Annotated in this window: 19 protein-coding genes; 18 read left to right on the forward strand and 1 reads right to left on the reverse strand. The window is 38.8% G+C overall.

The features are described from left to right. Window positions 1–133: 133 nt before the first annotated feature. The 9 genes from MHB39_RS02930 (at window position 134) to MHB39_RS02970 (ending at window position 13,206) form a co-directional block, all read left to right on the forward strand. Window positions 134–1,339: an acetyl-CoA C-acetyltransferase gene (locus MHB39_RS02930; protein ID WP_016993591.1), complete on the forward strand. Its 1,206-nt coding sequence runs from the start codon at window positions 134–136 to the stop codon at window positions 1,337–1,339. Continuing rightward, window positions 1,339–2,190, forward strand: a complete 852-nt coding sequence (locus MHB39_RS02935) for a 3-hydroxybutyryl-CoA dehydrogenase (protein ID WP_016993590.1) — start codon at window positions 1,339–1,341, stop codon at window positions 2,188–2,190. Before MHB39_RS02930 ends, MHB39_RS02935 begins: the two co-directional genes overlap by 1 nt. 59 nt (window positions 2,191–2,249) lie before the next feature. Next, window positions 2,250–3,386 (forward strand): acyl-CoA dehydrogenase, encoded by a 1,137-nt coding sequence (locus tag MHB39_RS02940; protein WP_342545807.1) that lies wholly within the window; start codon window positions 2,250–2,252, stop codon window positions 3,384–3,386. A 166-nt stretch (window positions 3,387–3,552) separates the two neighbouring features. Beyond that, window positions 3,553–4,689, forward strand: a complete 1,137-nt coding sequence (locus tag MHB39_RS02945) for an acyl-CoA dehydrogenase (protein ID WP_016993589.1) — start codon at window positions 3,553–3,555, stop codon at window positions 4,687–4,689. A 3-nt stretch (window positions 4,690–4,692) separates the two neighbouring features. Next, window positions 4,693–5,325 (forward strand): TetR/AcrR family transcriptional regulator, encoded by a 633-nt coding sequence (locus MHB39_RS02950; protein WP_016993588.1) that lies wholly within the window; start codon window positions 4,693–4,695, stop codon window positions 5,323–5,325. A gap of 92 nt (window positions 5,326–5,417) precedes the next feature. Next, a complete protein-coding gene (gene icmF / locus MHB39_RS02955) occupies window positions 5,418–8,666 on the forward strand; it encodes a fused isobutyryl-CoA mutase/GTPase IcmF (RefSeq protein ID WP_016993587.1) in 3,249 nt (1,082 codons plus the stop codon). A gap of 450 nt (window positions 8,667–9,116) precedes the next feature. Next, complete coding sequence (gene rpoE / locus MHB39_RS02960) at window positions 9,117–9,659, forward strand: DNA-directed RNA polymerase subunit delta (protein WP_088364077.1); 543 nt, start codon at window positions 9,117–9,119, stop codon at window positions 9,657–9,659. A gap of 444 nt (window positions 9,660–10,103) precedes the next feature. Further along, a complete protein-coding gene (locus MHB39_RS02965) occupies window positions 10,104–11,696 on the forward strand; it encodes a CTP synthase (RefSeq protein WP_036078236.1) in 1,593 nt (530 codons plus the stop codon). A gap of 127 nt (window positions 11,697–11,823) precedes the next feature. Beyond that, the gene (locus tag MHB39_RS02970) at window positions 11,824–13,206 is read left to right on the forward strand and encodes an IS1182 family transposase (RefSeq protein WP_263082633.1); all 1,383 of its coding nucleotides are present in this window, start codon (window positions 11,824–11,826) and stop codon (window positions 13,204–13,206) included. 107 nt (window positions 13,207–13,313) lie between these two features. On the opposite strand, the gene MHB39_RS02975 is transcribed toward MHB39_RS02970, so the two are convergent. After that, the gene (locus MHB39_RS02975; protein ID WP_036078238.1) at window positions 13,314–13,844 is read right to left on the reverse strand and encodes a DUF2529 family protein; all 531 of its coding nucleotides are present in this window, start codon (window positions 13,842–13,844) and stop codon (window positions 13,314–13,316) included. 153 nt (window positions 13,845–13,997) lie between these two features. Between MHB39_RS02975 and MHB39_RS02980 the strand changes: the two genes are divergently transcribed. From MHB39_RS02980 to MHB39_RS03020, 9 genes are all read left to right on the forward strand, one after another. After that, on the forward strand, window positions 13,998–14,357 hold the full coding sequence (locus MHB39_RS02980; RefSeq protein WP_016995617.1) for a response regulator: 360 nt from the start codon (window positions 13,998–14,000) through the stop codon (window positions 14,355–14,357). 614 nt (window positions 14,358–14,971) lie between these two features. After that, window positions 14,972–15,826, forward strand: coding sequence for a class II fructose-bisphosphate aldolase (locus MHB39_RS02985; protein ID WP_004269446.1), 855 nt, complete (start codon window positions 14,972–14,974; stop codon window positions 15,824–15,826). 149 nt (window positions 15,827–15,975) lie between these two features. Next, a complete protein-coding gene (fsa, locus tag MHB39_RS02990; RefSeq protein WP_004269447.1) occupies window positions 15,976–16,626 on the forward strand; it encodes a fructose-6-phosphate aldolase in 651 nt (216 codons plus the stop codon). Between the two features lie 62 nt (window positions 16,627–16,688). Next, the gene (locus tag MHB39_RS02995; protein ID WP_016992737.1) at window positions 16,689–17,975 is read left to right on the forward strand and encodes a UDP-N-acetylglucosamine 1-carboxyvinyltransferase; all 1,287 of its coding nucleotides are present in this window, start codon (window positions 16,689–16,691) and stop codon (window positions 17,973–17,975) included. Between the two features lie 94 nt (window positions 17,976–18,069). Continuing rightward, on the forward strand, window positions 18,070–19,026 hold the full coding sequence (gene glpX / locus MHB39_RS03000; RefSeq protein ID WP_004269449.1) for a class II fructose-bisphosphatase: 957 nt from the start codon (window positions 18,070–18,072) through the stop codon (window positions 19,024–19,026). A gap of 217 nt (window positions 19,027–19,243) precedes the next feature. Beyond that, window positions 19,244–20,527 (forward strand): transcription termination factor Rho, encoded by a 1,284-nt coding sequence (rho, locus tag MHB39_RS03005; RefSeq protein ID WP_016992739.1) that lies wholly within the window; start codon window positions 19,244–19,246, stop codon window positions 20,525–20,527. A 135-nt stretch (window positions 20,528–20,662) separates the two neighbouring features. Next, window positions 20,663–22,564 carry a helix-turn-helix domain-containing protein gene (locus tag MHB39_RS03010; RefSeq protein WP_342545808.1) on the forward strand — a complete coding sequence of 634 codons (1,902 nt, stop codon included), beginning with the start codon at window positions 20,663–20,665 and terminating at the stop codon, window positions 22,562–22,564. Window positions 22,565–22,640: 76 nt separating this feature from the next. Further along, a complete protein-coding gene (locus MHB39_RS03015; protein ID WP_342545809.1) occupies window positions 22,641–24,365 on the forward strand; it encodes an ABC transporter ATP-binding protein in 1,725 nt (574 codons plus the stop codon). A gap of 37 nt (window positions 24,366–24,402) precedes the next feature. Beyond that, window positions 24,403–25,197 (forward strand): ABC transporter ATP-binding protein, encoded by a 795-nt coding sequence (locus tag MHB39_RS03020; protein WP_342545810.1) that lies wholly within the window; start codon window positions 24,403–24,405, stop codon window positions 25,195–25,197. Window positions 25,198–25,221 lie beyond the last annotated feature (24 nt).

Below are 25,221 nucleotides of genomic sequence, written 5' to 3' on the forward strand. Positions count from 1 at the left end.
GTAGAATAAGATTAAATGGGAATGGGAGTTGAGATAATAAACTCCCATTTTTCCTCGATAGAAGTCGAGCGAGCGTTCAGTCAATGATGCTTTGCAGCTTCATCGAGAACGTAAAACAAAAGGGGTGTTTTACTTGAATAGAGCTGTAATTTTAGCAGGAGCAAGAACTGCATTTGGTAAATTTGGAGGTTCATTATCAGCATTACATGCAAGTGATTTAGGTGCGATTGCAATCAAAGGGGCATTAGAGAAAGCAAATCTTGCACCTGAGGAAGTGGATGAGGTAATTTTAGGTTCTGTTTTACAAGGGGGACAGGGTCAAATTCCTTCTCGACAGGCTGCACTGAAGGCCAATTTACCAACAGCAGTAAAAACAGAAACAATCAATAAAGTTTGTGCTTCAGGGATGCGTGCGGTGACATTAGCAGATCAATTGATTCGTTTAGGGGACGAAGAAGTGATTATTGCGGGTGGCATGGAATCTATGTCCAATGCACCATATTATCTTCTGAATGGTCGAAACGGTTTGCGTATGGGAGATTCTACAATGGTAGATGGCATGCTATATGACGGCTTAACATGTGCTTTCGATAAAGCAAGACCGCATATGGGTAGCTATGGTAATGCAACAGCTAAAGAATTCTCGCTAAGTCGAGAAGAACAGGATACTTGGTCAGTACGCAGTCATGAACGCGCGCTAGCGGCAATTGAAAAAGGTTACTTTGCTGAAGAAATCGTACCAGTAGAGATTCCTCAACGAAAAGGTGAACCACTTATTGTTGATATAGACGAGGCGCCAAGAGCAGGAACGTCTTTGGAAATACTGGCGAAGTTAAAACCAGCCTTTGACAAGGATGGCACGATTACAGCAGGTAATGCACCTGGGGTTAACGACGGTGCATGTGCACTTGTCGTCATGAGTGAGGAACGTGCAAAACGTGAAGGTAGAGAACCATTGGCAGTAATTATTGGTCATGAAGAGCTTGCGCTTGAGCCTGAAAACTTCCCACAAACACCAGGTCTTGTTATTAATAAATTACTGAAAAAGACCAATAAATCATTAGCAGATATTGATTTAATTGAAATCAATGAAGCCTTTGCGGCGGTCGCTTTAGTTAGCAAGCAGTTGGCAGATTTAGATGCAGAAAAAGTGAATGTTAATGGTGGTGCAGTTGCTTTAGGTCATCCTATTGGGGCATCTGGTGCACGTATAATATTAACACTTGCACAGGAATTGAAGCGTCGTGGCGGTGGCATCGGCATTGCTGCAATCTGTTCAGGCGGCGGTCAAGGTGATGCAATTATGATTGAAGTACCAAAAACAGGGGGACTGAACTAATGGGAATTCAAAAGGTAATGGTCATTGGTGCGGGGCAAATGGGCTCTGGCATTGCCCAAGTTTGTGCACAAGCAGGCTTTGATGTGAAATTGAACGATATCAAACAAGAATTTTTCGAGCGTGGATTAGGGGTTATTACGAAAAATTTATCACGTGATGTAGAAAAAGGTCGTAAAACAGAAGATGAGAAGACTGCTGTTCTAGGTCGAATTAGTATGTCACTAGATTTACAGGATGCTAGTGATGTAGATATTATCATTGAAGCAGCTGTAGAAAATATGGAAATTAAGCAATCTATCTTTAAGCAACTTGATGGCATTGCACCAGCACATGCTATTTTAGCTACGAATACATCTTCACTGCCTATTACGGAAATTGCAGCAGTAACAAAACGTCCAGAGCAAGTAATTGGTATGCATTTTATGAATCCTGTACCAGTTATGAAACTTGTCGAAATCATTCGAGGCTTAGCAACAACAGATGAAGTGTACAAAGCTGTTGAAGAGATGACGGTTAAATTATCGAAAACACCTGTAGAAGTGAATGATTTCCCAGGGTTTATTTCAAACCGAATCCTACTACCAATGATTAATGAAGCGATTTACGCACTTTACGAAGGTGTAGCGACGAAAGAAGCAATTGATGATGTGATGAAGCTTGGTATGAACCATCCGATGGGGCCATTAACATTGGCAGACTTCATTGGTTTGGATACTTGTCTTTACATCATGGAAATTTTACATGAGGGTCTTGGAGACAGTAAATATCGCCCTTGTCCACTGCTACGTAAATACGTTGCGGCTGGATGGCTAGGTAAGAAATCAGGAAGAGGCTTTTACGTTTACGAATAATCCTATGGGGATGGGGTTATTTAGATGTTTCGGGACAACTTAGAGGGGTGACATTATAGATGCATTTGCAATTTACAGATGAGCAAATTATGATGCGCGATATGGTTCGTCAATTTGCTCAGGAAAAAATTCAACCATGGGTGGAGCGAATGGAAGCGGGAGAATTTCCACGTGAGCTTCTACAGCAAATGGGTGAACTTGGCTTAATGGGGATTACGACTCCAGAAGACTTAGGTGGCTCTGGTATGGATTTTACATCTTATATTATTGCGATTAATGAACTATCAAAAATAAGCGCTGTAATGGGTGTTATTTTATCCGTCCATACTTCAGTTGGAACGAATCCAATTATTTACTTTGGGAATGACGAACAAAAGAAACGTTATGTACCAAAGCTTGCAACAGGCGAATATTTAGGAGCATTTTGTTTAACAGAACCAAGTGCAGGCTCAGATGCTGGCTCTTTACAGTCAAAGGCAGTGCGTGATGGCGATGAATATGTGATTAACGGCTCCAAAGTATTTATTACAAATGGTGGAGAAGCTGATGTGTATATTGTATTCGCCTCTACTAACCCAGTTGAAAAAACAAAGGGTATCTCGGCATTTATCGTTGAAAAGGGAACACCTGGTTTAATCATCGGAAAAGATGAGCATAAGATGGGCTTACACGGCTCACGTACAGTTCAGCTGACATTCGATAATTGTCGCATTCCAGCCGACAACCTACTTGGGGAAGAGGGAGAAGGCTTTAAAATCGCGATGGCTAATTTAGATGTTGGACGAATCGGCATTGCGGCACAGGCTTTAGGAATTGCTGAGGCGGCACTAGAGGCGTCTACTACTTATGCTAAAGAACGCATTCAATTTGGCAAGCCGATTGCCGCACAACAAGGTGTTGGCTTTAAGCTTGCGGATATGGCAACGGCTGTTGAATCTGCAAAACTGTTAGTCTATCGTGCAGCTGATTTACGTGCAAAAGGTTTACCATGTGGAGCAGAAGCTTCAATGGCTAAACTTTTCTCATCACGAACAGCGGTACAAACGGCAATAGAAGCTGTTCAAATATTTGGCGGCTACGGCTATACGGAAGATTATCCAGTAGAGCGCTATTTCCGCGATGCAAAGGTGACAGAAATCTATGAAGGTACAAGTGAAATTCAACGACTAGTCATTAGTAAACATTTACTGAAATAAAGCCTGATATTAGGAATGGTACAAAGTGATGGAAACATTCCAGAGTGAGGGAGACACGCTCATAAAGCGTGTAGGTCTGCTCTAAAAAGTGAGAGAAGCGCTCAATCCAACCTAACAATAATCAGGTAACACAAAACAGAGTCTAACTAAAAAGGGGAAATGGACAATGAACTTTCAGTTAACAGAAGAGCATGAACAATTACGTGAAATGATTCGTGATTTTGCTATAAATGAAGTGGCGCCAACAGCTGCTGAACGTGACGAAAATGAAGAATTTGACCGTGCGATTTTCGACAAAATGGCGGAGCTTGGGCTTACTGGTATTCCATGGCCTGAGGAATATGGTGGTGCAGGATTTGATTACCTTGCATATGTCATTGCTGTTGAGGAATTATCACGTGTTTGTGCTTCGACTGGGGTAACTTTATCTGCACATACTTCACTGGCAGGTTGGCCTCTTTACAAGTTCGGTACAGAAGAACAAAAACAAAAATATCTTCGCCCAATGGCTGAAGGTAAACATATTGGTGCCTATGGTTTGACAGAACCTGGCTCTGGCTCTGATGCGGGCGGCATGAAAACTTATGCAAAACGTGATGGCGATGATTATATTTTAAATGGCTCAAAAATCTTTATTACGAACGGTGGAGTAGCAGATACATATATTGTATTTGCAGTAACAGATCCAGAAGCAAAACATGGCACATCCGCATTTATCGTGGAAGCTGGATTTGAAGGTTTCTCTGTAGGGAAGAAAGAAAAGAAATTAGGAATTCGTTCATCTCCAACAACAGAGATTATTTTTGATAACTGTCGTGTTCCAAAGGAAAATCTATTAGGAGCTGAAGGGGAAGGCTTTAAGATTGCGATGACGACATTGGATGGTGGACGTAATGGTATTGCGGCTCAAGCAGTAGGAATTGCACAAGGAGCTTTAGATGCAGCAGTTGACTACGCCAAAGAACGTGTGCAATTTGGTAAACCGATCACTGCAAATCAAGGTATTTCCTTCAAATTAGCAGATATGGCAACTCAAATAGAGGCTTCTCGACTTCTTACATACCAGGCGGCATGGTTAGAATCTAATAACCTACCATATGGTAAGGCATCTGCAATGGCGAAATTAATGGCTGGCGATACAGCAATGAGTGTAACGACAGAGGCGGTTCAAGTATTTGGTGGCTATGGTTATACAAAAGATTACCCAGTAGAGCGCTTTATGCGTGATGCTAAAATTACACAAATTTACGAAGGTACGCAGGAGATTCAACGTCTTGTAATCTCGCGTATGCTAACGAAATAATTGATGACTGAAAAAGATAAAAGGCCCCAAGTCCAGTCAACCGTAAAAGATGAAAATCTAATCGCCATTCGTCGTGAACAAATGATTCAAGGAGCTATTAAGTTATTTAAAGAAAAAGGCTTTCACCGTGCCACGACGAGAGAGATTGCAAAAGCTGCTGGCTTTAGTATCGGTACTTTGTATGAATATATTCGAACGAAAGAAGATGTTCTATACCTTGTTTGTGACAGTATCTATCACCATGCAATGGAGCGTCTTTCAAGTTATGAGATTAAAGCAGGAACAATTGATGAGCTAAAAGAAATGATCCGGGAATACTTCCTGCAAATCGATAGTATGGTTGATGAGCTAACAATCATGTATCAAGAAACAAAATCATTGTCAAAAGAAGCACAACGCTATGTCTTTAGTAAAGAATTTGAAATGGTTGCCACATTTGAACGCTTATTACAGCGATGTGTACAGTCTGGCGAACTAACAATGACAGACAAGCAAATCCATTTAGCAGCCAATAACTTAGTTGTTTCAGGACAAAGTTGGGCGTTCCGCAAATGGGCTTTACATCGTCAGCACTCTATAGACGAATTCATTGACATGCAAATCACCTTGTTCATTTCAGGCATAAAGGGGTTCTAATATTTTGTAAGGGGTTTGTCAGCAATTGCATATCGCGATATTGCAATTGCTGGCTTTTTTTATTCAATAAGGGGAGAAAGTGGGGATTTCATATGACAAAGGTAGAAGTATATCGTCCAAAAAATCACGTACGTTTTGTGACAGCATCGAGTCTTTTTGATGGACATGATGCTTCAGTCAATATTATGCGACGCATTTTACAATCGAGCGGTGTAGAAGTAATCCATTTAGGTCATAACCGTTCTGTTGAAGAAGTCGTGAATGCTGCGATACAGGAAGATGCACAAGGGATAGCTGTTTCTTCTTATCAAGGCGGACATATGGAATACTTTAAATATATGTATGATTTACTGCGTGAAAAAGGAGCACCACATATTAAAATTTATGGCGGTGGTGGAGGAGTTATTTTACCTCGTGAAATTAAAGAGCTTCATACGTATGGCATTGCAGGAATATTCTCACCAGAGGATGGCCGTGTTTTAGGGCTACAGGGAATGATTAATGAACAAATTAAAGGAACAGATTTTCCGACTGCAACAGGTAATTACTTAGAAAAATTAAAGGCTTTAACGACAGAGACGCCTGAAATTTTAGCCAATCTAATAACAGCAGCTGAGTCAAATGACGATGAAGCTACGAAAGAAATGCTAGCAGAGGCAAGAAAGCTTTCAAAGGGTACGCCTGTAATGGGGATTACGGGAACAGGTGGTGCAGGGAAATCATCCTTAACGGATGAACTGATTCGCCGCTTCCTAAAAGAATTCCCAGATAAACGTGTAGCCATCCTATCCGTTGATCCAACAAAGCAAAAAACGGGTGGAGCATTGCTTGGGGATCGTATTCGTATGAATGCTATTTTTAATAACCGTGTTTATATGCGTAGTTTAGCAACACGTGGCTCACGTACTGAATTATCTGCATCAATTGGTGATGTGCTAGATGTAGTACGTGTAGCAGGTTATGACTTAATCATCGTAGAAACAAGTGGAATTGGTCAAGGTGATGCCGAAATTACTAAATATACGGATCTATCCATGTATGTCATGACAAGCGAATTTGGTGCACCTACACAACTTGAGAAGATCGATATGATTGACTTTGCAGATGTTATTGCGATCAATAAATTTGAGCGAAAAGGCTCAGAGGATGCCCTTCGACAAGTACAAAAACAATATCAACGTTCACGTGAGCTTTGGGATGAATCACTTGATAGCATGCCAGTCTACGGTACAATAGCTAGCCAATTTAATGACAAAGGTACAAATGCATTATTTGCCGCCCTCGTTAAAATAATTAACGAAAAAACAGGCTTTAATTGGGAAACAAGCTATGAGCAATTTGCGAAAACGCAAAAGCAAGATGTTATCATTCCAAACGATCGCCGTTATTATTTACGTGAGATTACGGACACTGTCCGTGGCTATCATAAAAAAACAGAGCAGCAGGTGGGATTTGCTCGACGACTATTCCAATTAGAAGGTGCTATTGCCGCCGTTCAAGAAAAAGCGCCAGATGATGCGCTTGTGGCATCGCTTACTTCTTTAGCAGAAGGTGTTAGAGATGAATTAACAGCAGAATCCAAGCGTATATTGGATAATTGGCAGGCATTAAAAGAAGCTTATGCTGGTGATGAGTTTGTGACTAAAGTTCGCGATAAAGAAATTCGTACCATCTTAAAAACAACTAGTCTTTCTGGCACGAAAATTCCAAAAGTAGCATTACCGAAGTTTGAAGACTATGGTGAAATCTTGCGTTGGGTTTATAAAGAAAATGTTCCTGGAGAATTCCCATATACGGCAGGTGTTTTCCAATTCAAACGTGAGGGTGAAGATCCGAAGCGTCAATTTGCTGGCGAGGGAACACCAGAACGTACAAATAAACGCTTCCACTATTTATCGAAGGATGATGATGCAAAACGATTATCTACAGCCTTTGACTCCGTGACATTGTATGGGGAGGACCCAGATTACCGACCAGATATTTACGGTAAAGTCGGTGAATCAGGTGTATCGATCTGTACACTAGAAGATATGAAAAAGCTTTACGCTGGGTTTGATTTATGTGCACCGTCTACATCTGTATCAATGACTATTAATGGACCAGCACCTATTATTTTAGCAATGTTTATGAATACAGCAATCGATCAACAAGTTCAATTACGTGAGCAAGAGCTAGGACGAACTTTGACAGTTGAAGAGTTTACCGAGACACGTGAAAAAACATTGCAGGTTGTACGTGGAACAGTGCAAGCAGATATTCTAAAGGAAGATCAAGGACAGAATACATGTATTTTCTCAACAGAGTTTGCTTTACGTATGATGGGCGATATTCAGCAATACTTTATAGACCATAAAGTACGTAACTATTATTCTGTTTCCATTTCGGGTTATCATATTGCGGAAGCTGGAGCAAACCCTATTTCTCAATTAGCCTTCACCTTAGCTAATGGCTTTACGTATGTAGAGTATTATTTAAGTCGTGGCATGAATATCAATGACTTTGCACCAAATTTATCATTCTTCTTCTCAAATGGACTAGATCCAGAGTATACAGTAATCGGTCGTGTCGCACGACGTATTTGGGCGATTGTAATGCGTGATAAATACGGTGCGAATGAGCGCGCTCAAAAGCTAAAGTATCATATTCAAACGTCTGGGCGTAGTTTACACGCACAAGAGATTGATTTCAATGATATTCGTACTACATTACAGGCTTTAATGGCATTACAAGATAACTGTAACTCATTGCATACAAACGCCTACGATGAGGCCATTACTACACCTACGGAGGAATCTGTAAGACGTGCTATGGCAATTCAAATGATTATTACAAAAGAGCATGGTCTAGCAAAAAATGAAAACCCACTACAAGGCGCGTTTATTGTTGAAGAATTAACAGATCTTGTGGAAGAAGCGGTTCTTGAAGAGTTTGATCGTATCAATGATCGTGGCGGTGTGTTAGGTGCTATGGAAACACAATACCAACGTGGTAAAATTCAAGAAGAATCTATGTACTACGAAATGTTAAAACATTCAGGAGAGTTACCAATCATTGGTGTTAATACTTACTTGAACCCAAATCCACCTTCAGATGCTGATATAGATAATATGGAAATTGCTCGTGCATCGACAGAAGAAAAAGAGACGCAAATTCGTAATTTACAAGCCTTTTGGAAAGCACATGAAGAGGAAAGTGAAGCTGCGATTGCACGTCTACAAGAAGTGGCTGTCAATAATGGTAACATTTTTGCTGAGCTGATGGAGTCAGTAAAGGTAGCAAGTTTAGGGCAAATTACAAAAGCTTTATATGAAGTTGGCGGACAATATCGTCGTAATATGTAAGCAAGGTTGATCAAAACTTCTTGTATTCTACTTCAAGCATCATGCTTCTCTAATTTCTAGTGTCTAGTCTTAAGATTAGGCACTTCTTTTTATTTTCGTTATAATAGAAATGTAAAAAAAGGGGAGGCGCAGTAGAGGATGAAATCAGCTATTCACTACATAATTATATTAGCTTTAGTATTGGGAGCCTTTTTCCTGTATAATAAGCAAATTGGCGCTATTCCTTTACTACTATTATCTGTCTATTTGTTTTATCTTGGAATAAAAAAAATGCGTAATATAAAAAACAGTAATTGAAGCTAGCAAAGGGGCTAAAACTTTGTATATAATGGGTATTATGCTTATTGTATGGAAAGTACCTTTTGCGTGGCCTTTTTTGCTGCGCTTGGAGAATAAAGCACCATGTAATTTTAAAACGTCCATTGTGACGAGGGAAAGGAAGTGCACGAATTGAATTTTCGTGAAATGACAAAGGAACAATTAACAGAAGAATCGTTAATTAACTTAGCTTATGCAATTTTAAATGAAAAACGTGCCTCAGTGTCTTTTAATGATTTATTAAAATTAATTCAAGAGCTTGTGGGCTACAGTGATGCAGAAATGAAATCCCGTCTGTTACAATTTTATACAGATATCAATATTGATGGTCGCTTCTTATATAATCAAGAAGCAGGCTGGGGCTTACGTGAATGGTTTAAAGTAGAGCAAATCGAAGAAGAAACAGCACCTTCTGTTAAAACTCAAAAGAAAAAATCTAAAGCTGCCTTTGATGATGAAGATCTTGATGAAGATGTAGACTTAGATGAAGAAGATATCGACTTTGATGAAGACTTTGAAGAGTTCATTGATGAAGAGGATCTTGAGGAAGAAGATGACGATAAAGAAGATATCGACTTTGACGATGAAGAACTAGAAGAAATTGATGAAGAAATCGATGAAGAGTTTATTGATGAAGAGGAAGAAGAATTTGAAGAAGAAGAGGAAGAGATCTAATACAGTACTCTTAGAATTTTCTTTCTTTTAAGCTAGAAGCAAAAAATCTTGACTTCTATCGCGGTTACGTTTAATCTTTTACTTGGGCTCCTTAAAAGAAGGAGAAAGACCGTGTATATAATACGCTCCCCCTGCAAACCTATGCAGGAGGAGCGTTTTTTTGTTTTTAACTTTAATCATTTTAGTTCTCCTATACTTTTAATACCGATATGAATATAAATGTTTTTAATTATTCATGATGTATAGTAAACGGTGACTGAAAAGTTATTAGAGTTTTATGGTTTAAAGGAAAGTGGAAAAGAGATAGAACCGATTACAGCTTCGAATCGACTACATTTTGTAGACATTCTCGGCTTTTCTTTTTTTAGGGTATTAGAATGTAAATGGTTCTGATCCCCCCTAAACGCACTAATATTTTAGAACATCATAAGGAGGAATTTATTCATGACGAAGTATATTTTTGTAACAGGTGGGGTTGTATCATCACTTGGAAAAGGGATTGTTGCAGCATCTTTGGGCCGTTTATTAAAAAATCGTGGGTTAGAAGTTACGATTCAAAAATTTGACCCATATATCAATATTGACCCAGGTACGATGAGTCCTTATCAACATGGTGAGGTTTTTGTAACAGATGATGGTGCTGAGGCTGATTTAGACTTAGGACACTATGAACGTTTTATTGATATTAACCTAGGGAAACATTCTACAGTAACTTCAGGTCGTGTTTACCAATCTGTATTACAGAAAGAACGTCGTGGAGATTATAACGGTGGAACTGTCCAAGTAATTCCTCATATTACAAACGAAATCAAAGATCGTATTCAACGTGCTGGTCGTGAAACAAATGCAGACGTTGTCATTACAGAGGTTGGTGGAACAGTAGGTGATATTGAATCATTACCATTCCTAGAAGCCATTCGCCAAATGAAAACAAATTTAGGGCATAACAATGTAATGTATATACACTGTACGCTTATTCCTTATATTAAAGCAGCTGGTGAACTTAAAACAAAACCTACACAGCATTCTGTTAAAGAATTACGCTCTTTAGGTATTCAGCCAAATATTATCGTAGTCCGTACAGAGCAAGAAGTACCACAAGATATGAAAGAGAAATTAGCATTATTCTGTGATGTTCAACCACATGAAATTATTGAGTCTCGTGATGCTGAGCATTTATATGAAGTACCATTAAACCTGCATGCGCAAGATATAGATGATATTGTTTTAGATCATTTTGGCATTGAAGCACCAGAGGCAGACATGGAAGAATGGCGTGACCTTGTAGAAAAAGTGAAAAACTTACCAAATAAAAGAAAGATAGCATTAGTAGGGAAATATGTAGAACTACAAGATGCTTACATTTCTGTAGTTGAGGCATTAAAGCATGCAGGATATGCATTTAATTCTGATATTGAAATTGACTGGATTAATGCAGAACACGTTGATGCTGACAATGTTGCCACGCTATTAAAAGGTGCTGACGCTATTTTAGTACCAGGCGGCTTTGGTGATCGTGGTGTTGAAGGTAAAATTTTAGCGACGCAATATGCACGTGAAAATAATGTTCCTTTCCTAGGCATTTGTTTAGGTATGCAATTAGCAACAGTAGAATTTGCACGTAATGTTCTTGGTCTAAAAGGTGCTCATTCTACAGAGCTTGATGCAAATACAGAGTATCCAATTATCGACTTCCTACCAGATCAAAATGATACTGTGGATATCGGTGGTACTTTACGTTTAGGCTTATATCCATGTAAATTAAAAGATGGTTCGAAAGCAAGCAAAGCTTATGGGAAAGAGCTTGTTTATGAGCGTCATCGTCACCGTTATGAATTTAACAATGAATATCGTGAGGCAATGGAAGCAGCTGGCCTTGTCTTCTCAGGTACAAGCCCTGATGGCAAATTGGTTGAAATTATTGAGCTACCAGAAAACAATTTCTTTGTAGCATGTCAATTCCACCCAGAGCTAGTGTCACGTCCAAATCGTCCACAACCATTGTTCCGTGACTTTATCGGCGCAACATTTAAATAATCAAAAAAGTTGTCTCGTGTATAACGAGACAACTCCATTCTGTTGATAAACTATTTAGTCAATGAAATTTTTTTGAAAAATCGGGTAAAGTCCTTTCAATTCTATGAAATGAATTGGAGGGATTTTTATGTTCTTTACTACTTCAAGACAGACCATCGAAAAAAATCGGGAGGCTTATTTAGCTATGTATGATAAGAGCCACCTGTTAGTGCAATTGGATCAATTAATTGATTGGCAATCGATTTTAAAAAAGTTGATGCGCTATTATTCAAATACACCTACCGGGCGTCCGTCTAAAGATCCGATTATGTTGGTGAAGATATTATTGATTCAAAGTCTAGAAGGGTTTCGATCTGTCCGTTTGACGTGTAAACAAGTTCAATCAAATGCCACGTATCGTTGGTTTCTAGGGATTCATCTATTTGAAAAAGTACCTCATCATAGTACAATTTCTCGTTTTTTATGGGAACGTCTGAAAGGACCTCCATTTTGGTTAGCGTTGTTTAATGAACAAGTGTGGGCCATTCATCAGGAAGGATTTATTGCGAATAAAACGTGGGCTGCAGATGAAACGGAGTTAAAGGCCAATGCCAATAAACGTTTTCGTCAACGGCTCCTTGTGAAAAAAATGGTTGAAGAGAATGAGAACGATTTAAAACGAATCAATCAATTCCGCGAAAAACAAGGAAAAAAACCATTAAAGCCGGCCCTATCTAAAGTGATATTTCATCCAACGAATTTTAGTCCTGTCGATGAAGATGCGCGCCTATCCGTTAAACATGTGGAGAGAGGGCAATTTGCGTATTATGAACATCGTATTGTCGATACATTACATGGATTTATTATTGCCTCTGAAATCACAGCAGCAAATAGACCTGGACATCAAATTTTACCTCAGCAGCTGAATCAATTGCATGAACTATTTCAGCAGTATGCGAAAGAAATTACATTAGATGCTGGCTATTATAATGCACAATGTGCGAATGAGCTCTTTAAACGAGGCTTTTTTGTCTCCATACCTTATAAAAGAAGCCAGACAAAAGAACATCCAAGCTGTCGGCGTCATCAATTCAAAAAGTTAAACGAAACGACGTATGCTTGTCCAATGGGCGTACCGTTTCGTTATACAACATCAACGCGCAAAGGCTATCACGAATTTAAAGCATCAAAAGGAAGCTGCAAAAACTGCCCGTACGCTTTAAACGAAAAAGACCGTATTTTAAGGCTTTCTATTCATCAAAAAACCTATGATCGTCTAAGAGAAATGAGATTATCATGGAAAGGGAAAATTTTAAAAACTGTCCGACCACAAACGATTGAACTAAGCTTTGCCCATAGCAAAGAATACCACGGTCTCCGTTATGCCAGATACCGTGGTATACCCAAAGTAAAAACACAAGTTTTGATGATCGCACTCATTCAAAACTTTAAGAAATGGACCAAGCTCCGTTCACTAAAACAAGTTGGACTCCATCTCACATATAAAATTATAGAAGATTCTTTTGAATAATTCAAAAAATCCCTGTGGAAATTCACAGGGATTTCATTGACAGGGTTGTTTTTCAACAACGTGAAGTTGTCTCGTGTATAACGAGACAACTCTTTTTAAATTGATCACTACAATTCTTCTTCATCTAACCCAAGCATTTCATCATAAGCCATTTTGACAGCTTCATAAACAAAGAGTCCTGCTAGTGCATGTGGTATAACAATACGTTGACCTAGATCATTGGGTATTAAACCGCCTTTAACGCGTGTAGAAACATACGTATAGGCTAAATCTGCAAGAGGGTTTTCTACACTAGCTGCTTCACTAGCTACAGCAGCAAAGGGAATAAATTGTGTATTTAATTTTTGAGCTAAGACGAGTGCTTCTTCATCATTTGCACTACGAGTAAAAATGCAAACACGATCAGCTTCTGTTAAGCTTGTGTCTGAAGTCCATGGTGCTAACTTGCTAAACGGTTCAACTGCTTGAAGTGCATTTAATTCCACAATCTGCATTTCTCCAAAGCAAGCAAAATAGACATTTCCTTCGCCAATTGCGGCTTGTGCTAATAACCTTGCTGTCTCTTCGATAGCATCTTCTTCATTTTGAGTAATTCTTTGTAATAATCCACTTAATTGTGTTGTTAGAATTTTTGACATGTTCCCACCTCTATTCATATTATAGGGGGTAAAAGGTAGAAAGCAAAAGCAGATAATTTATAATACTAGGAGGTATTAAGCTGAAAAAGGAGAATTATACATAATAAAGAAAGTTTTTGTGTAAGAATAAAACTAAAAAGGGCGGAATGTGATGTGAAACGATTACTAATTGTCGATGATCAGCAAGGAATTCGTTTACTTTTAAATGAAGTGCTGAAAAAGGAAGGGTATATTACATATTTAGCAGCTAATGGTTCAGAGGCATTAAAGTATGCAGACGAACAAGAGATGGATTGTGTTTTGCTGGACATGAAAATTCCTGGAATGGATGGTATTGAAATTTTGAGACGTTTAAAAGAGAAGTTTCCGAAGCTGCCTGTTTTTATGATGACAGCATACGGAGAGCTGGATGTTGTGCAAGAAGCGTTAGAATTAGGAGCCATTCGTTACTTTACAAAACCATTTGATATTTTCGAAGTGCGTGATGAAGTAAATAAAGCTTTACAAGCTTAAAAAGCAGGCGGTGGACACACGGCCTGTTTTTTTATGTTGATTAATAGCCCCTGCTTTTCAGGTGCGAGGACTTCGTTGCGTTCCACTACACTGTGTTGACCCTGCCGCTTCATTACATTCCGCTATCGGGTAGAAAATAATAGCCCCTGCTTTTCAGGTGCGAGGACTTCGTTGCGTTCCACTACACTGCGTCACCCCTGCCGCTACGTTCCACTTCGCTATCGGGTAGAAAATAATAGCCCCTGCTTTTCAGGTGCGAGGACTTCGTTGCGTTCCACTACACTGCGTCACCCCTGCCGCTACGTTCCACTTCGCTTTCGGGTAGAAAATAATAGCCCCTGCTTTTCAGGGGCTAGGACTTCGTTACGTTCCACTACACTGCGTCACCCCTGCCGCTACGTTCCACTTCGCTTTCGGGTAGAAAATAATAGCCCCTGCTTTTCAGGGGCTAGGACTTCGTTACGTTCCACTACACTTCGTCAACCCTGCCGCTACGTTCCACTTCGCTTTCGGGTAGAAAATAATAGCCCCTGCTTTTCAGGGGCTATTATTTTTGCTATGATTGAGGAGCATGTTTATGTAGAAAGAATAGTCCTATGAGGAGGATTTTTAGTATGGCATTAGTATCTATGAAAGAGATGTTAATTAAAGCAAAAGCAGAAGGTTATGCTGTTGGTCAATTCAACATTAATAACCTTGAATGGACTCAAGCAATTTTACAAGCAGCTGAAGAAGAAAAATCTCCAGTGATTCTTGGTGTTTCTGAAGGCGCAGGTAAATATATGGGCGGATTTATTTCTGTTGTTCATATGGTAAAAGGTTTAATGGAATCTTACGGTACTACAGTTCCTGTAGCGATTCACCTTGACCATGGTTCTAGCTTTGCAAAATGTAAAGAAGCAATTGATGCAGGCTTTACTTCCGTGATGATTGATGCATCACATCACCCATTTGAGGAAAATGTGAAAATTACTTCAGAAGTAGTAGAATACGCACATGCTAAAGGCGTTTCTGTGGAAGCAGAATTAGGGACAGTTGGTGGAGATGAAGATGGCGTAATCGGTGGTATTATTTACGCTGATCCAGAGGAATGCCGCAAAATGGTTGAACTAACAGACATCGATTGCCTAGCGCCAGCTCTTGGTTCTGTACATGGTCCTTACAAAGGAGAACCAAACTTAGGCTTTAAAGAAATGGAGGAAATCTCTAAATTGGCAGATCTTCCACTTGTTTTACATGGTGGTACAGGTATCCCAACAAAAGATATTCAACGTTCTATTTCATTAGGTACGGCTAAAATCAACGTCAATACTGAAAATCAAATTGAAGCAACAAAAGTAATTCGTGAAATTCTTGACAACGACAAAGTTGTTTACGACCCTCGTAAATTCCTTGGTCCAGCACGTGAAGCCATCAAAGCTACGGTTATTGGTAAAATTCGTGAATTTGGAAGTGCACAAAAAGCATAATTTTTGCATTTAATATGTTACAAAAGCATAGATAAATACACATAATAAGAGAAGTGTTGATGCTTTCAATCGACCTTCTCTTGTTTTTGAAATAAAGAAATTTTGGAAAATATTTAATAATATAAGAAAAATGATCAGGAGGAAATAATATGAAATTTTTCATTGATACAGCAAACTTTGAAGAGATTAAAGAGGCACATGCATGGGGTATTTTATCAGGAGTGACAACAAACCCATCGTTAGTGGCTAAAGAAGAAAATGTTTCTTTCCATGATCGTCTTCGTGAAATCGCAGAGCTTGTTGATGGCTCTGTAAGTGGGGAAGTTATTGCACTTGATGCAGAAGGTATGATTAAAGAAGGTTTAGAATTAGCTGCGATTGCGCCAAACATTACTGTAAAGCTTCCAATGACTCCTGCTGGATTAGAGGCATGTCGTTTCTTTGCAAACAAAGGCATTAAAACAAATGTGACATTAATCTTTAGTGCTAACCAAGCATTAATGGCTGCGCGTGCAGGTGCTACATACGTATCACCATTTATCGGCCGTTTAGATGACATTGGTCAAAATGGTGTTGAGTTAATTGAAACAATTGCAGATATTTTTACAATTCATAATATCGATACACAAATTATAGCTGCCTCTGTACGTCACCCACAACACGTTACAGCAGCAGCTTTAGCAGGTGCACATATTTCAACTACTCCGTTTAAAGTATTAAAGCAGCTTTTCCACCATCCATTAACTGAAAAAGGAATTGAAGGATTTTTAGCGGATTGGAATAAGAGAAAAGGCGAATAATAAGATTATAAAGTATGCAAATTGCAAAAATACTACTTTCCAATCATGAGGGAGAACGCAAAATGGATGTTTATAAAATTACTGGCGAAAATCGTCTACAAGGTACAATTAAAGTTAGTGGTGCAAAAAATAGTGCAGTCGCCTTAATTCCTGCATCAATTTTGGCGAACTCTCCAGTGACTATTGGAGGGATACCCGAAATTTCAGATGCTTGGACGTTAAAGGCTCTATTAGAGGAGATTGGTGGAGAAGTTTCATTTGAGGATGGGAAAATGACAATCGATCCGACAGAGATGATTGCATTGCCTTTACCAAATGGCAACGTTAAAAAATTACGCGCTTCTTATTATTTAATGGGCGCTATGCTTGGACGTTTTAAAAAAGCAGTCATTGGTTTACCTGGAGGCTGTTTTTTAGGACCTCGACCTATTGATCAACATATAAAGGGCTTTGAGGCTTTAGGAGCTAAAATTACTAATGAACATGGAGCCATTTATTTACGAGCAGATGAGTTAATAGGGGCAAAGATTTATTTAGATGTGGCAAGTGTCGGGGCTACTATTAATATCATGCTGGCTGCTGTCCTTGCTAAGGGACGTACTGTCATTGAAAATGCTGCAAAAGAACCTGAAATAATTGATGTTGCGACACTTCTAACAAATATGGGTGCCAATATTAAAGGTGCAGGTACAAGTGTTATTCGTATCGAAGGCGTAGAAGAGTTACATGGTACTGAGCATACAATTATACCTGATCGCATTGAGGCCTCCACATTTTTGATTATGGCTGCAGCAGTCGGTGATGGAATAACGATCGATAACGTTATTCCACTGCATTTAGAAGCAATTATTGCCAAGCTTCGTGAAATGGGTGTAAAAATTGAGATTGGTGAAGAAAGCATTTATGTACCAAAAACAGACCTCTCAACATTACAGGCAGTGGATGTCAAAACATTGGTATACCCTGGATTCCCAACGGATATTCAGCAACCGCTTGCCGTGCTAATGTCACAAGCATTCGGTTCCTCAAAAGTAACAGATACTATTTACACAGCTCGTTTTAAGCATATTGATGAGCTTCGTCGTATGAATGCAGATGCTCGTGTAGAAGGAAACACAGCAATTATTAAAGGGCCGAGTAGATTACATGGCTCCACTGTAACAGCTACAGATCTTCGTGCTGGAGCAGCTTTAGTGTTAGCTGGACTCTTAGCAGAAGGAGAAACTGAGATTCAGGATATCTATCATATCGAACGTGGCTATAGCTCACTTATTGAGAAATTACGTGATTTAGGCGCTGATATTCGACGTGAAACAATTGTGGCACGTGTAGCTGAGACAAAGGAATAATGAGAGCTAAAAGTTTTCAACCAATTATGTTACAATAGAGGTAATTTGAATGTTTTGGCACGAAAAGATGCCGATAACGGGAGGCAAAGCAACAATGGAACGTAGTTTATCGATGGAAGTAGTACGAGTAACAGAAGCAGCAGCAATCGCATCCGGGAAATGGATGGGGCGCGGTTTGAAAATTGAGGCAGATGATGCAGCAACAACAGCGATGCGCAAAATGTTCGATACAATTCCAATGCATGCTACAGTAGTAATTGGTGAAGGTGAAATGGATGAAGCACCGATGCTTTATATTGGTGAAGAACTTGGTTTACGAAATGGTGGTCCTAAAGTAGATATCGCTGTGGATCCTTTAGAAGGTACAAATATTGTAGCAAAAGGTACAAATGGTGCGATGACAGTTCTCGCTATTGCAGATAAAGGGAATCTGCTAAATGCACCAGATATGTACATGGAGAAAATTGCTGTAGGACCAGAAGCGGCGGGCAAAGTGGATATCAATGCTTCCGTTACTTATAACTTATTACAAGTTGCAAAAGCTAAAAATAAAGATATTTCTGATGTTGTAGCTACTCTTTTAGATCGACCACGTCACCAAGCGATTGTTGATGAAATTCGTGAGGCTGGTGCACGTATTAAATTTATCCAAGATGGTGATGTAGGCGCTGCAATCAATACAGCCTTTGACGAAACAGGTATTGATATAATGTTTGGAACAGGCGGCGCACCTGAGGGTGTTATTGCGGCAGTAGCTTTAAAATGCCTTGGTGGAGATTTCCAAGCAAAACTAGTACCAGAAGATGAAGAGCAATTAGAACGCTGCACGAAAATGGGTGTGGATGTTGAAAAAGTTCTTTATTTAGATGACCTAGTAAAAGGTGACGATGCTATTTTTGCAGCGACAGCTGTAACAGATTGCGAGCTTTTAAAGGGTGTTCAATATAAAGGTGCTTATGCCTTAACTCATTCAGTAGTTATGCGTGCTAAATCTGGTACGGTTCGCTTTGTTGAAGGCCGTCACGCTCTTGAGAAAAAACCTAGATATTAATGTTATTTTCTTCTAAAATATACCTAGTACATCTATTGTGCTAGGTACCTTCTTCTTTAAATAACCATCCCATATTTTTAAGGCAATGTTTAGTTATATGGTGGAACAATAGATAATATTTAAGGCAACCATATAAGCGTTAGCAGAGCCAATCGTAAACTTCAATGATAACCCCATTAAATTGAATTATATTTTGAAAAAGACTGGAGTTGTGCATATGTCTGCATTGACAATCGCTCAATTAGAAAACATGACGTTAAAAGAGCTTTACGCCCTTGCACGTCAATATAAAATTTCTTATTATAGCAAGCTAACGAAAAAAGAATTGATATTTGCTATTTTGAAAACGCGTTCAGAGCAAGAGGGCTATTTCTTTATGGAAGGCGTATTAGAAATTGTTTCGCAAGAGGGCTTCGGCTTCCTTCGACCAATCAACTACTCACCAAGTAAAGAAGATATTTATATTTCTGCATCCCAAATCCGTCGCTTTGATTTGCGTAATGGGGACAAGGTGTCAGGAAAGGTGCGTCCACCGAAGGAAAATGAACGCTATTATGGCCTATTACAAGTAGATGCTGTCAATGGCGAGGATCCTGAAGTAGCGAAAGAACGAGTTCATTTCCCAGCACTAACACCTTTATATCCAAATCGACAAATTAAGCTAGAAACAACACAACGCAATTTATCCACTCGTATAATGGATTTAGTGGCACCAGTAGGCTTTGGACAACGCGGATTAATTGTAGCCCCACCAAAGGCAGGGAAAACGTCTTTATTAAAAGAGATTGCAAACGCTATTACAACCAATCATCCACAAGCGGAGTTAATTGTCCTACTGATTGATGAACGACCTGAGGAAGTGACAGATATTGAACGTTCTGTCAATGCAGATGTTGTCAGCTCAACATTTGATGAAGTACCTGAGAATCACGTAAAAGTGGCTGAAATAGTATTAGAACGTGCACGACGTTTAGTGGAACATAAGCGTGATGTAATTATTTTAATGGACTCCATTACACGTTTAGCTCGTGCTTATAACTTAGTAATTCCGCCAAGTGGACGTACACTTTCTGGTGGTATTGATCCTGCAGCATTCCATAGACCGAAACGTTTCTTTGGTTCGGCTCGTAATATTGAAGAAGGCGGTAGTTTAACAATTTTAGCGACGGCATTAGTAGATACAGGTTCTCGTATGGATGAAGTTATCTATGAAGAATTTAAGGGAACAGGGAACTTAGAGCTTCATCTTGATCGTCAGTTAGCAGAACGCCGTATATTCCCTGCACTTGATATTCGTCGTTCGGGTACACGTAAAGAAGAGCTTCTTCTGGAGCCAGAACAACTTGAAAAGCTATGGGCAATTCGTAAAACGTTTTCTGATGCACCTGATTTTGCAGAGCGCTTCCTGAAAAAAATCCGTACAACAAAATCAAATGAAGAATTTTTTGAAAAGCTAAACGAAGATATGAAAAAGGCAACAAAGGGAAAAGGACTTTTATAAATGGCATCACCATTGACAAGGAAATTGTCAATGGTGATTTTTTTTTGTATATGTTTTATATTATAAATGTATATTGAAATTGAGAATCATTATCAATATAATGGTGAGTAAATATGTGTTCTGAAGGAGACGAAGATGAATTATGATGCCTATATGCTTCTTTGGCAAAATGCATTTATCCAGTTGAAGCAAATCGATTACATAAATAAATCAGATGTTCATGTGTCAAAGGTTTTAACATATAGCTCGTTTCTTATTGTTACAGAAGGTGGTGCACAGATTGTCATTGATGATCAATCTTATCATGTGCAGCGCTTCAGTATTTTTCATCTAGGTAAATCTCAATGTCTTCACATTAGGGCGCAGCAGAGTGTTAGCTATTTTCTCATTAGCTATAAGGGAGATGTCATGTACAAGGATGCCTTTATGCAGCATTTGTACATGCACTATCAACCATTCCAAACACATTTCTCTTGTGTACCCGCAAATCCGATAGTCATTCACAACATCCTTCAAGATATGTATAGCAAATGGCAATCTGGCTCTATACAGGAGCATTTATCTGTAAGGGCATCCTTCTATGAGCTTATCTATCATGTCTTTCGAGAATTAGCAGAAGGACAGGGGAAACCACATGAAATTGATAAGGCAGAAGCCGCACGATTATTTATAAAGCAACACATTCATCAACCATTATCTATCCAGACAGTAGCAGATATGCTTCAGATTAGTACACGACATTTATTACGCATTTTTAAAGCTCGTTATAAAATAGGTCCACAAATATATTTACAACAATTGAGAATAGAGCAGGCTAAGCAGTATTTATTAACCAATCAATATGGCATAAAAGAAATTGCCATATCTCTTGGATTTGAAGATGAATATTATTTTAGCCGTGCTTTTAAAAAAGCAACAAAACTGGCTCCAAGTAGCTTTAGGCTGAAATATGCATCTAATATGTCCGAAATTACCATTACAAATGAGAATCATTTTCAATACAATAATAATCAGCTCGCGCAAGCAAAACGATTTGAGAATGGAGAAAATGAAATCATGATGACGAAGATGATTCACCATATAAAGCTACCTTTTTTATTAAGCCTGTTCGTTTTACTGGCAGCGTGTAATGAAGAGACAAGCCAATCTAAGGTTGATGAACCAACTTCGCCCGAGAAGGCAGAGACTAGAACCGTAACAGATGATAGTGGACGCGAAGTAGAAATTCCAATGCAGGCAGAGAGAGTCGTAACTGATTGGTATCTGGGGCAAATTTTAGCGTTAGATGTTGTACCTGTTGGAGGCGTAACGGCTAACCTTGATTATGCTGCTTTCTTAAAGCAACACTATAAGGATGGAGAAATTACGAATATTGGTACGGATGGTAAGGTGTCATTAGAAAAAGTTTTAGAGTTAAAGCCAGACTTGATTATTACTTGGAATGTGGAAGATGTAGCAAAGTATGAAAAAATTGCCCCAACAATTGTCTTTGCTGAAGATGCCCATCAATCAGTGACTGAGGAGATTAAGGCAATGGGGAATTACTTAGGTAGACAAGCAGAGGCTGAAGCCTTTACAAAGGAATTTGAAAATCGGATAGCAAAAGCTAAGGAAAAGATCATGAATATAATTCCGAAATATTCCACATTTACTACTTATGAAATGTTTGAAAAAAATGCAACGATTGTAGGGAAGTCAAGTGTATCGGGTGGTAGAGCACTCTATCAAATTTTGGGCATGAAGCCACAGGGAAAAGTGCAGGAGCTATTTGATACAAAGGAAGCAAGTAATGGACGGTATGAGGTTTCCTATGAGGTAGTCGGTGATTATGTAGGTGACTATAACTTCATGATTAATTTCTTTAACAAAGAAGGCCAGTTGCCAGCAACATGGACAAATTTAGATGTCGTTAAAAATAATCAAGTATTAGAGCTTCCTTCTGAATACTATTTTGCTTCCGATCCACTCTCAGGCTTACACCAAGCTGAAGAACTAGCTGACAAAATAGTTAAATTTACAAAGGCTCAACAACAATAACTGAGATAACAGGAGAGCTATTGTAGATAGCTCATTTATAGAGACGTAAAACGAGATCACAATAGGAGGCTACACCATGTTATTACAGCGCTTTTTTTCATATTATAGGCCCTATAAAGGTTTATTTATTTTAGATTTTAGCTGTGCCATATTAGTGGCGCTAATTGAGCTAGCGTTTCCAATTGTTTTAAATAAGGTAATTGATGATATTTTGCCAGATGGGGAATTAAAGTGGATCATTATGGCAAGTTTATTGCTGTTTGCATTATATATTTTTAACTCCATTCTTCATTTTATTGTTTCGTATTGGGGACATATGCTGGGCATTAATATTGAGACAGATATGAGAAAAGAATCCTTCAGCCATGTACAAAAGCTATCCTTTAGATATTTTGATAACAACAAAACAGGGCATCTTGTGTCTCGTTTAACGAATGATTTAATGGATATTGGCGAACTTGCTCACCATGGTCCAGAGGATATCTTTATAGCAGCAATGACGATTGTTGGAACATTTGGTGTTATGTACTATATTGATCCAACCTTTACGATTCTTATTTTCTTACTTGTACCGATTATCTTAATCTTAACCATTATTTTCGGAAAATTAATGTCCAAGGCATTCCGTCAAATGTTTGGAGATATTGCAGATTTCAATGCACGTGTTGAAAACAATGTAAGTGGTATTCGTGTTGTACAGGCTTTTACAAATGAAGATCATGAGATTAAACGCTTTAAAGTAAATAATGAAAGATTCCGTATGACAAAGCTGTTTTCCTATAAAGTAATGGCTTGGAATGAAGCTATTTCAGGCATACTCACGAAGGTGTTATCACTCTTTACTTTATTTGTGGGGGCTTACTTTGTATTAAATGGGCATTTAACAAATGGCGATTTTATCGCATTTATTTTACTTTCAGGTATTCTCTTAGGCCCAATTAACAAAATCAATATGTTTATAGAAAGCTATCCAAAGGGCATGGCAGGATTTAGACGCTATATCGAATTTCTCGAAACGGAGCCCGAAATTGCGGACCGTCCAGAAGCGAAAATAATTGAGGAAATTGATGGTGAAATTACTTTTTCTAATGTATCGTTTGGCTACGCTGCCAATAATCGTGCCTTACATCAAATTAATTTAAAGGTACGTCCTGGTGAAACGGTTGCCTTAGTAGGACCTTCTGGTGCAGGGAAATCTACGATCTGTAGCCTATTGCCCCGTTTTTATGAAGTGAATGAAGGCTCCATTAAAATTGATGGCGTTGATATACGAGATTTTAAACTGCAATCTTTACGTTCGCATATCGGGATTGTCCAGCAAGATGTCTTTTTATTCGATGGTACCATTCGTGAAAACATAGCCTATGGTGATTTAAATGCCAGTGAAGAAGATATTTGGTATGCCGCACAACGAGCACAACTGACGGATGTCATCAATGCTTTACCAGAGGGCATGGATACACTCATTGGTGAACGTGGTGTCAAATTATCAGGTGGACAAAAACAAAGATTATCAATTGCACGTATTTTCTTGAAAAATCCAAAAATCTTAATACTAGATGAAGCAACATCTGCATTGGATACAGAAACAGAACAAGCGATCCAGCAAGCCTTAAACGAGCTTTCTATCGGTCGTACTACATTAGTGATTGCCCACCGTTTAGCAACGATTAAGGATGCAGACAGAATTGTTGTGGTATCGAAAAAGGGCATTAGTGAAGAAGGTACACATGAGCAATTAATGGAACGCCAAAATGCTTACTATGGCTTGTATACAGCCCAATTTGGTTTACAAATTTAAAAGTAATAGCATTCTCAAAAGTGAAAGGAAGTTAAAGATGTCAGTACTTGAAATAGATCATGTTGCGATTGGTTATTCCTCAGCGCTCATCGTCAATGATTTAAGTGTGGAGATTCCGAAAGGCCAGATCTCCACGATTATTGGTCCAAATGGTTGTGGCAAATCTACTTTATTAAAGGCTGTTGCACGTGTATTACGCACGCAAAATGGAGCTGTCTATTTAGATGGCAAAGCTATACATCAATTAAAAACAAAAGAAGTGGCCAAAAGAATGGCTATTTTACCTCAGACAGCAACAGCACCAGGAGGATTAACGGTTTTTGAACTAGTATCCTATGGTCGTTTTCCTCATCAAGTAGGGTTTGGTACATTGCAAAAGGAAGACTATAAATATATTCATTGGGCTATTGATGTTACGGGGCTAAGAGAACTTAGTGATCGACCAATCGAAGCATTATCAGGTGGTCAGCGTCAGAGAGTATGGATTGCCATGGCGTTGGCGCAAGGCACGGATATTTTAGTACTGGATGAGCCAACAACTTATTTAGATTTAGCACATCAGCTCGATATTTTATTGTTGCTACAAAAGCTGAATAAGGAAGAAGGACGAACAATTATCATGGTTTTACATGATTTAAATCATGCATCACGCTTCTCTCATTTTATAATGGCCATGAGAGACGGCAATTTAATGGTGAATGGCAGTCCAAAAGAAGTGATGACAAAAGAAAATTTACAAAAGGTATTTAATATCGATGCAGAAATGGCTGTATGTCCCTATAGTGAAAATCCAATTTGCCTATCTTATCAGTTGTACGATATGAAAAAATAAAAGCTTGTTGGAAGCTATGGGGAG

The sequence above is a fragment of the Lysinibacillus sp. FSL K6-4013 genome, assembly GCF_038630435.1.
Taxonomy (GTDB): Bacteria; Bacillota; Bacilli; order Bacillales_A; family Planococcaceae; genus Lysinibacillus; species Lysinibacillus boronitolerans.

Coding starts and splice junctions, on each gene's coding strand:
- MHB39_RS03020 (WP_342545810.1), top strand. CDS start 24,403: ATGTCAGTACTTGAAATAGATCATGTTGCGATTGGTTATTCCTCAGCG.
- icmF (WP_016993587.1), top strand. CDS start 5,418: ATGACAAAGGTAGAAGTATATCGTCCAAAAAATCACGTACGTTTTGTG.
- MHB39_RS02935 (WP_016993590.1), top strand. CDS start 1,339: ATGGGAATTCAAAAGGTAATGGTCATTGGTGCGGGGCAAATGGGCTCT.
- MHB39_RS03010 (WP_342545808.1), top strand. CDS start 20,663: ATGAATTATGATGCCTATATGCTTCTTTGGCAAAATGCATTTATCCAG.
- MHB39_RS02940 (WP_342545807.1), top strand. CDS start 2,250: ATGCATTTGCAATTTACAGATGAGCAAATTATGATGCGCGATATGGTT.
- MHB39_RS02965 (WP_036078236.1), top strand. CDS start 10,104: ATGACGAAGTATATTTTTGTAACAGGTGGGGTTGTATCATCACTTGGA.
- MHB39_RS02950 (WP_016993588.1), top strand. CDS start 4,693: ATGACTGAAAAAGATAAAAGGCCCCAAGTCCAGTCAACCGTAAAAGAT.
- MHB39_RS02995 (WP_016992737.1), top strand. CDS start 16,689: ATGGATGTTTATAAAATTACTGGCGAAAATCGTCTACAAGGTACAATT.
- MHB39_RS02985 (WP_004269446.1), top strand. CDS start 14,972: ATGGCATTAGTATCTATGAAAGAGATGTTAATTAAAGCAAAAGCAGAA.
- MHB39_RS03015 (WP_342545809.1), top strand. CDS start 22,641: ATGTTATTACAGCGCTTTTTTTCATATTATAGGCCCTATAAAGGTTTA.
- MHB39_RS02970 (WP_263082633.1), top strand. CDS start 11,824: ATGTTCTTTACTACTTCAAGACAGACCATCGAAAAAAATCGGGAGGCT.
- rho (WP_016992739.1), top strand. CDS start 19,244: ATGTCTGCATTGACAATCGCTCAATTAGAAAACATGACGTTAAAAGAG.
- fsa (WP_004269447.1), top strand. CDS start 15,976: ATGAAATTTTTCATTGATACAGCAAACTTTGAAGAGATTAAAGAGGCA.
- glpX (WP_004269449.1), top strand. CDS start 18,070: ATGGAACGTAGTTTATCGATGGAAGTAGTACGAGTAACAGAAGCAGCA.
- MHB39_RS02975 (WP_036078238.1), bottom strand. CDS start 13,844: ATGTCAAAAATTCTAACAACACAATTAAGTGGATTATTACAAAGAATT.
- MHB39_RS02945 (WP_016993589.1), top strand. CDS start 3,553: ATGAACTTTCAGTTAACAGAAGAGCATGAACAATTACGTGAAATGATT.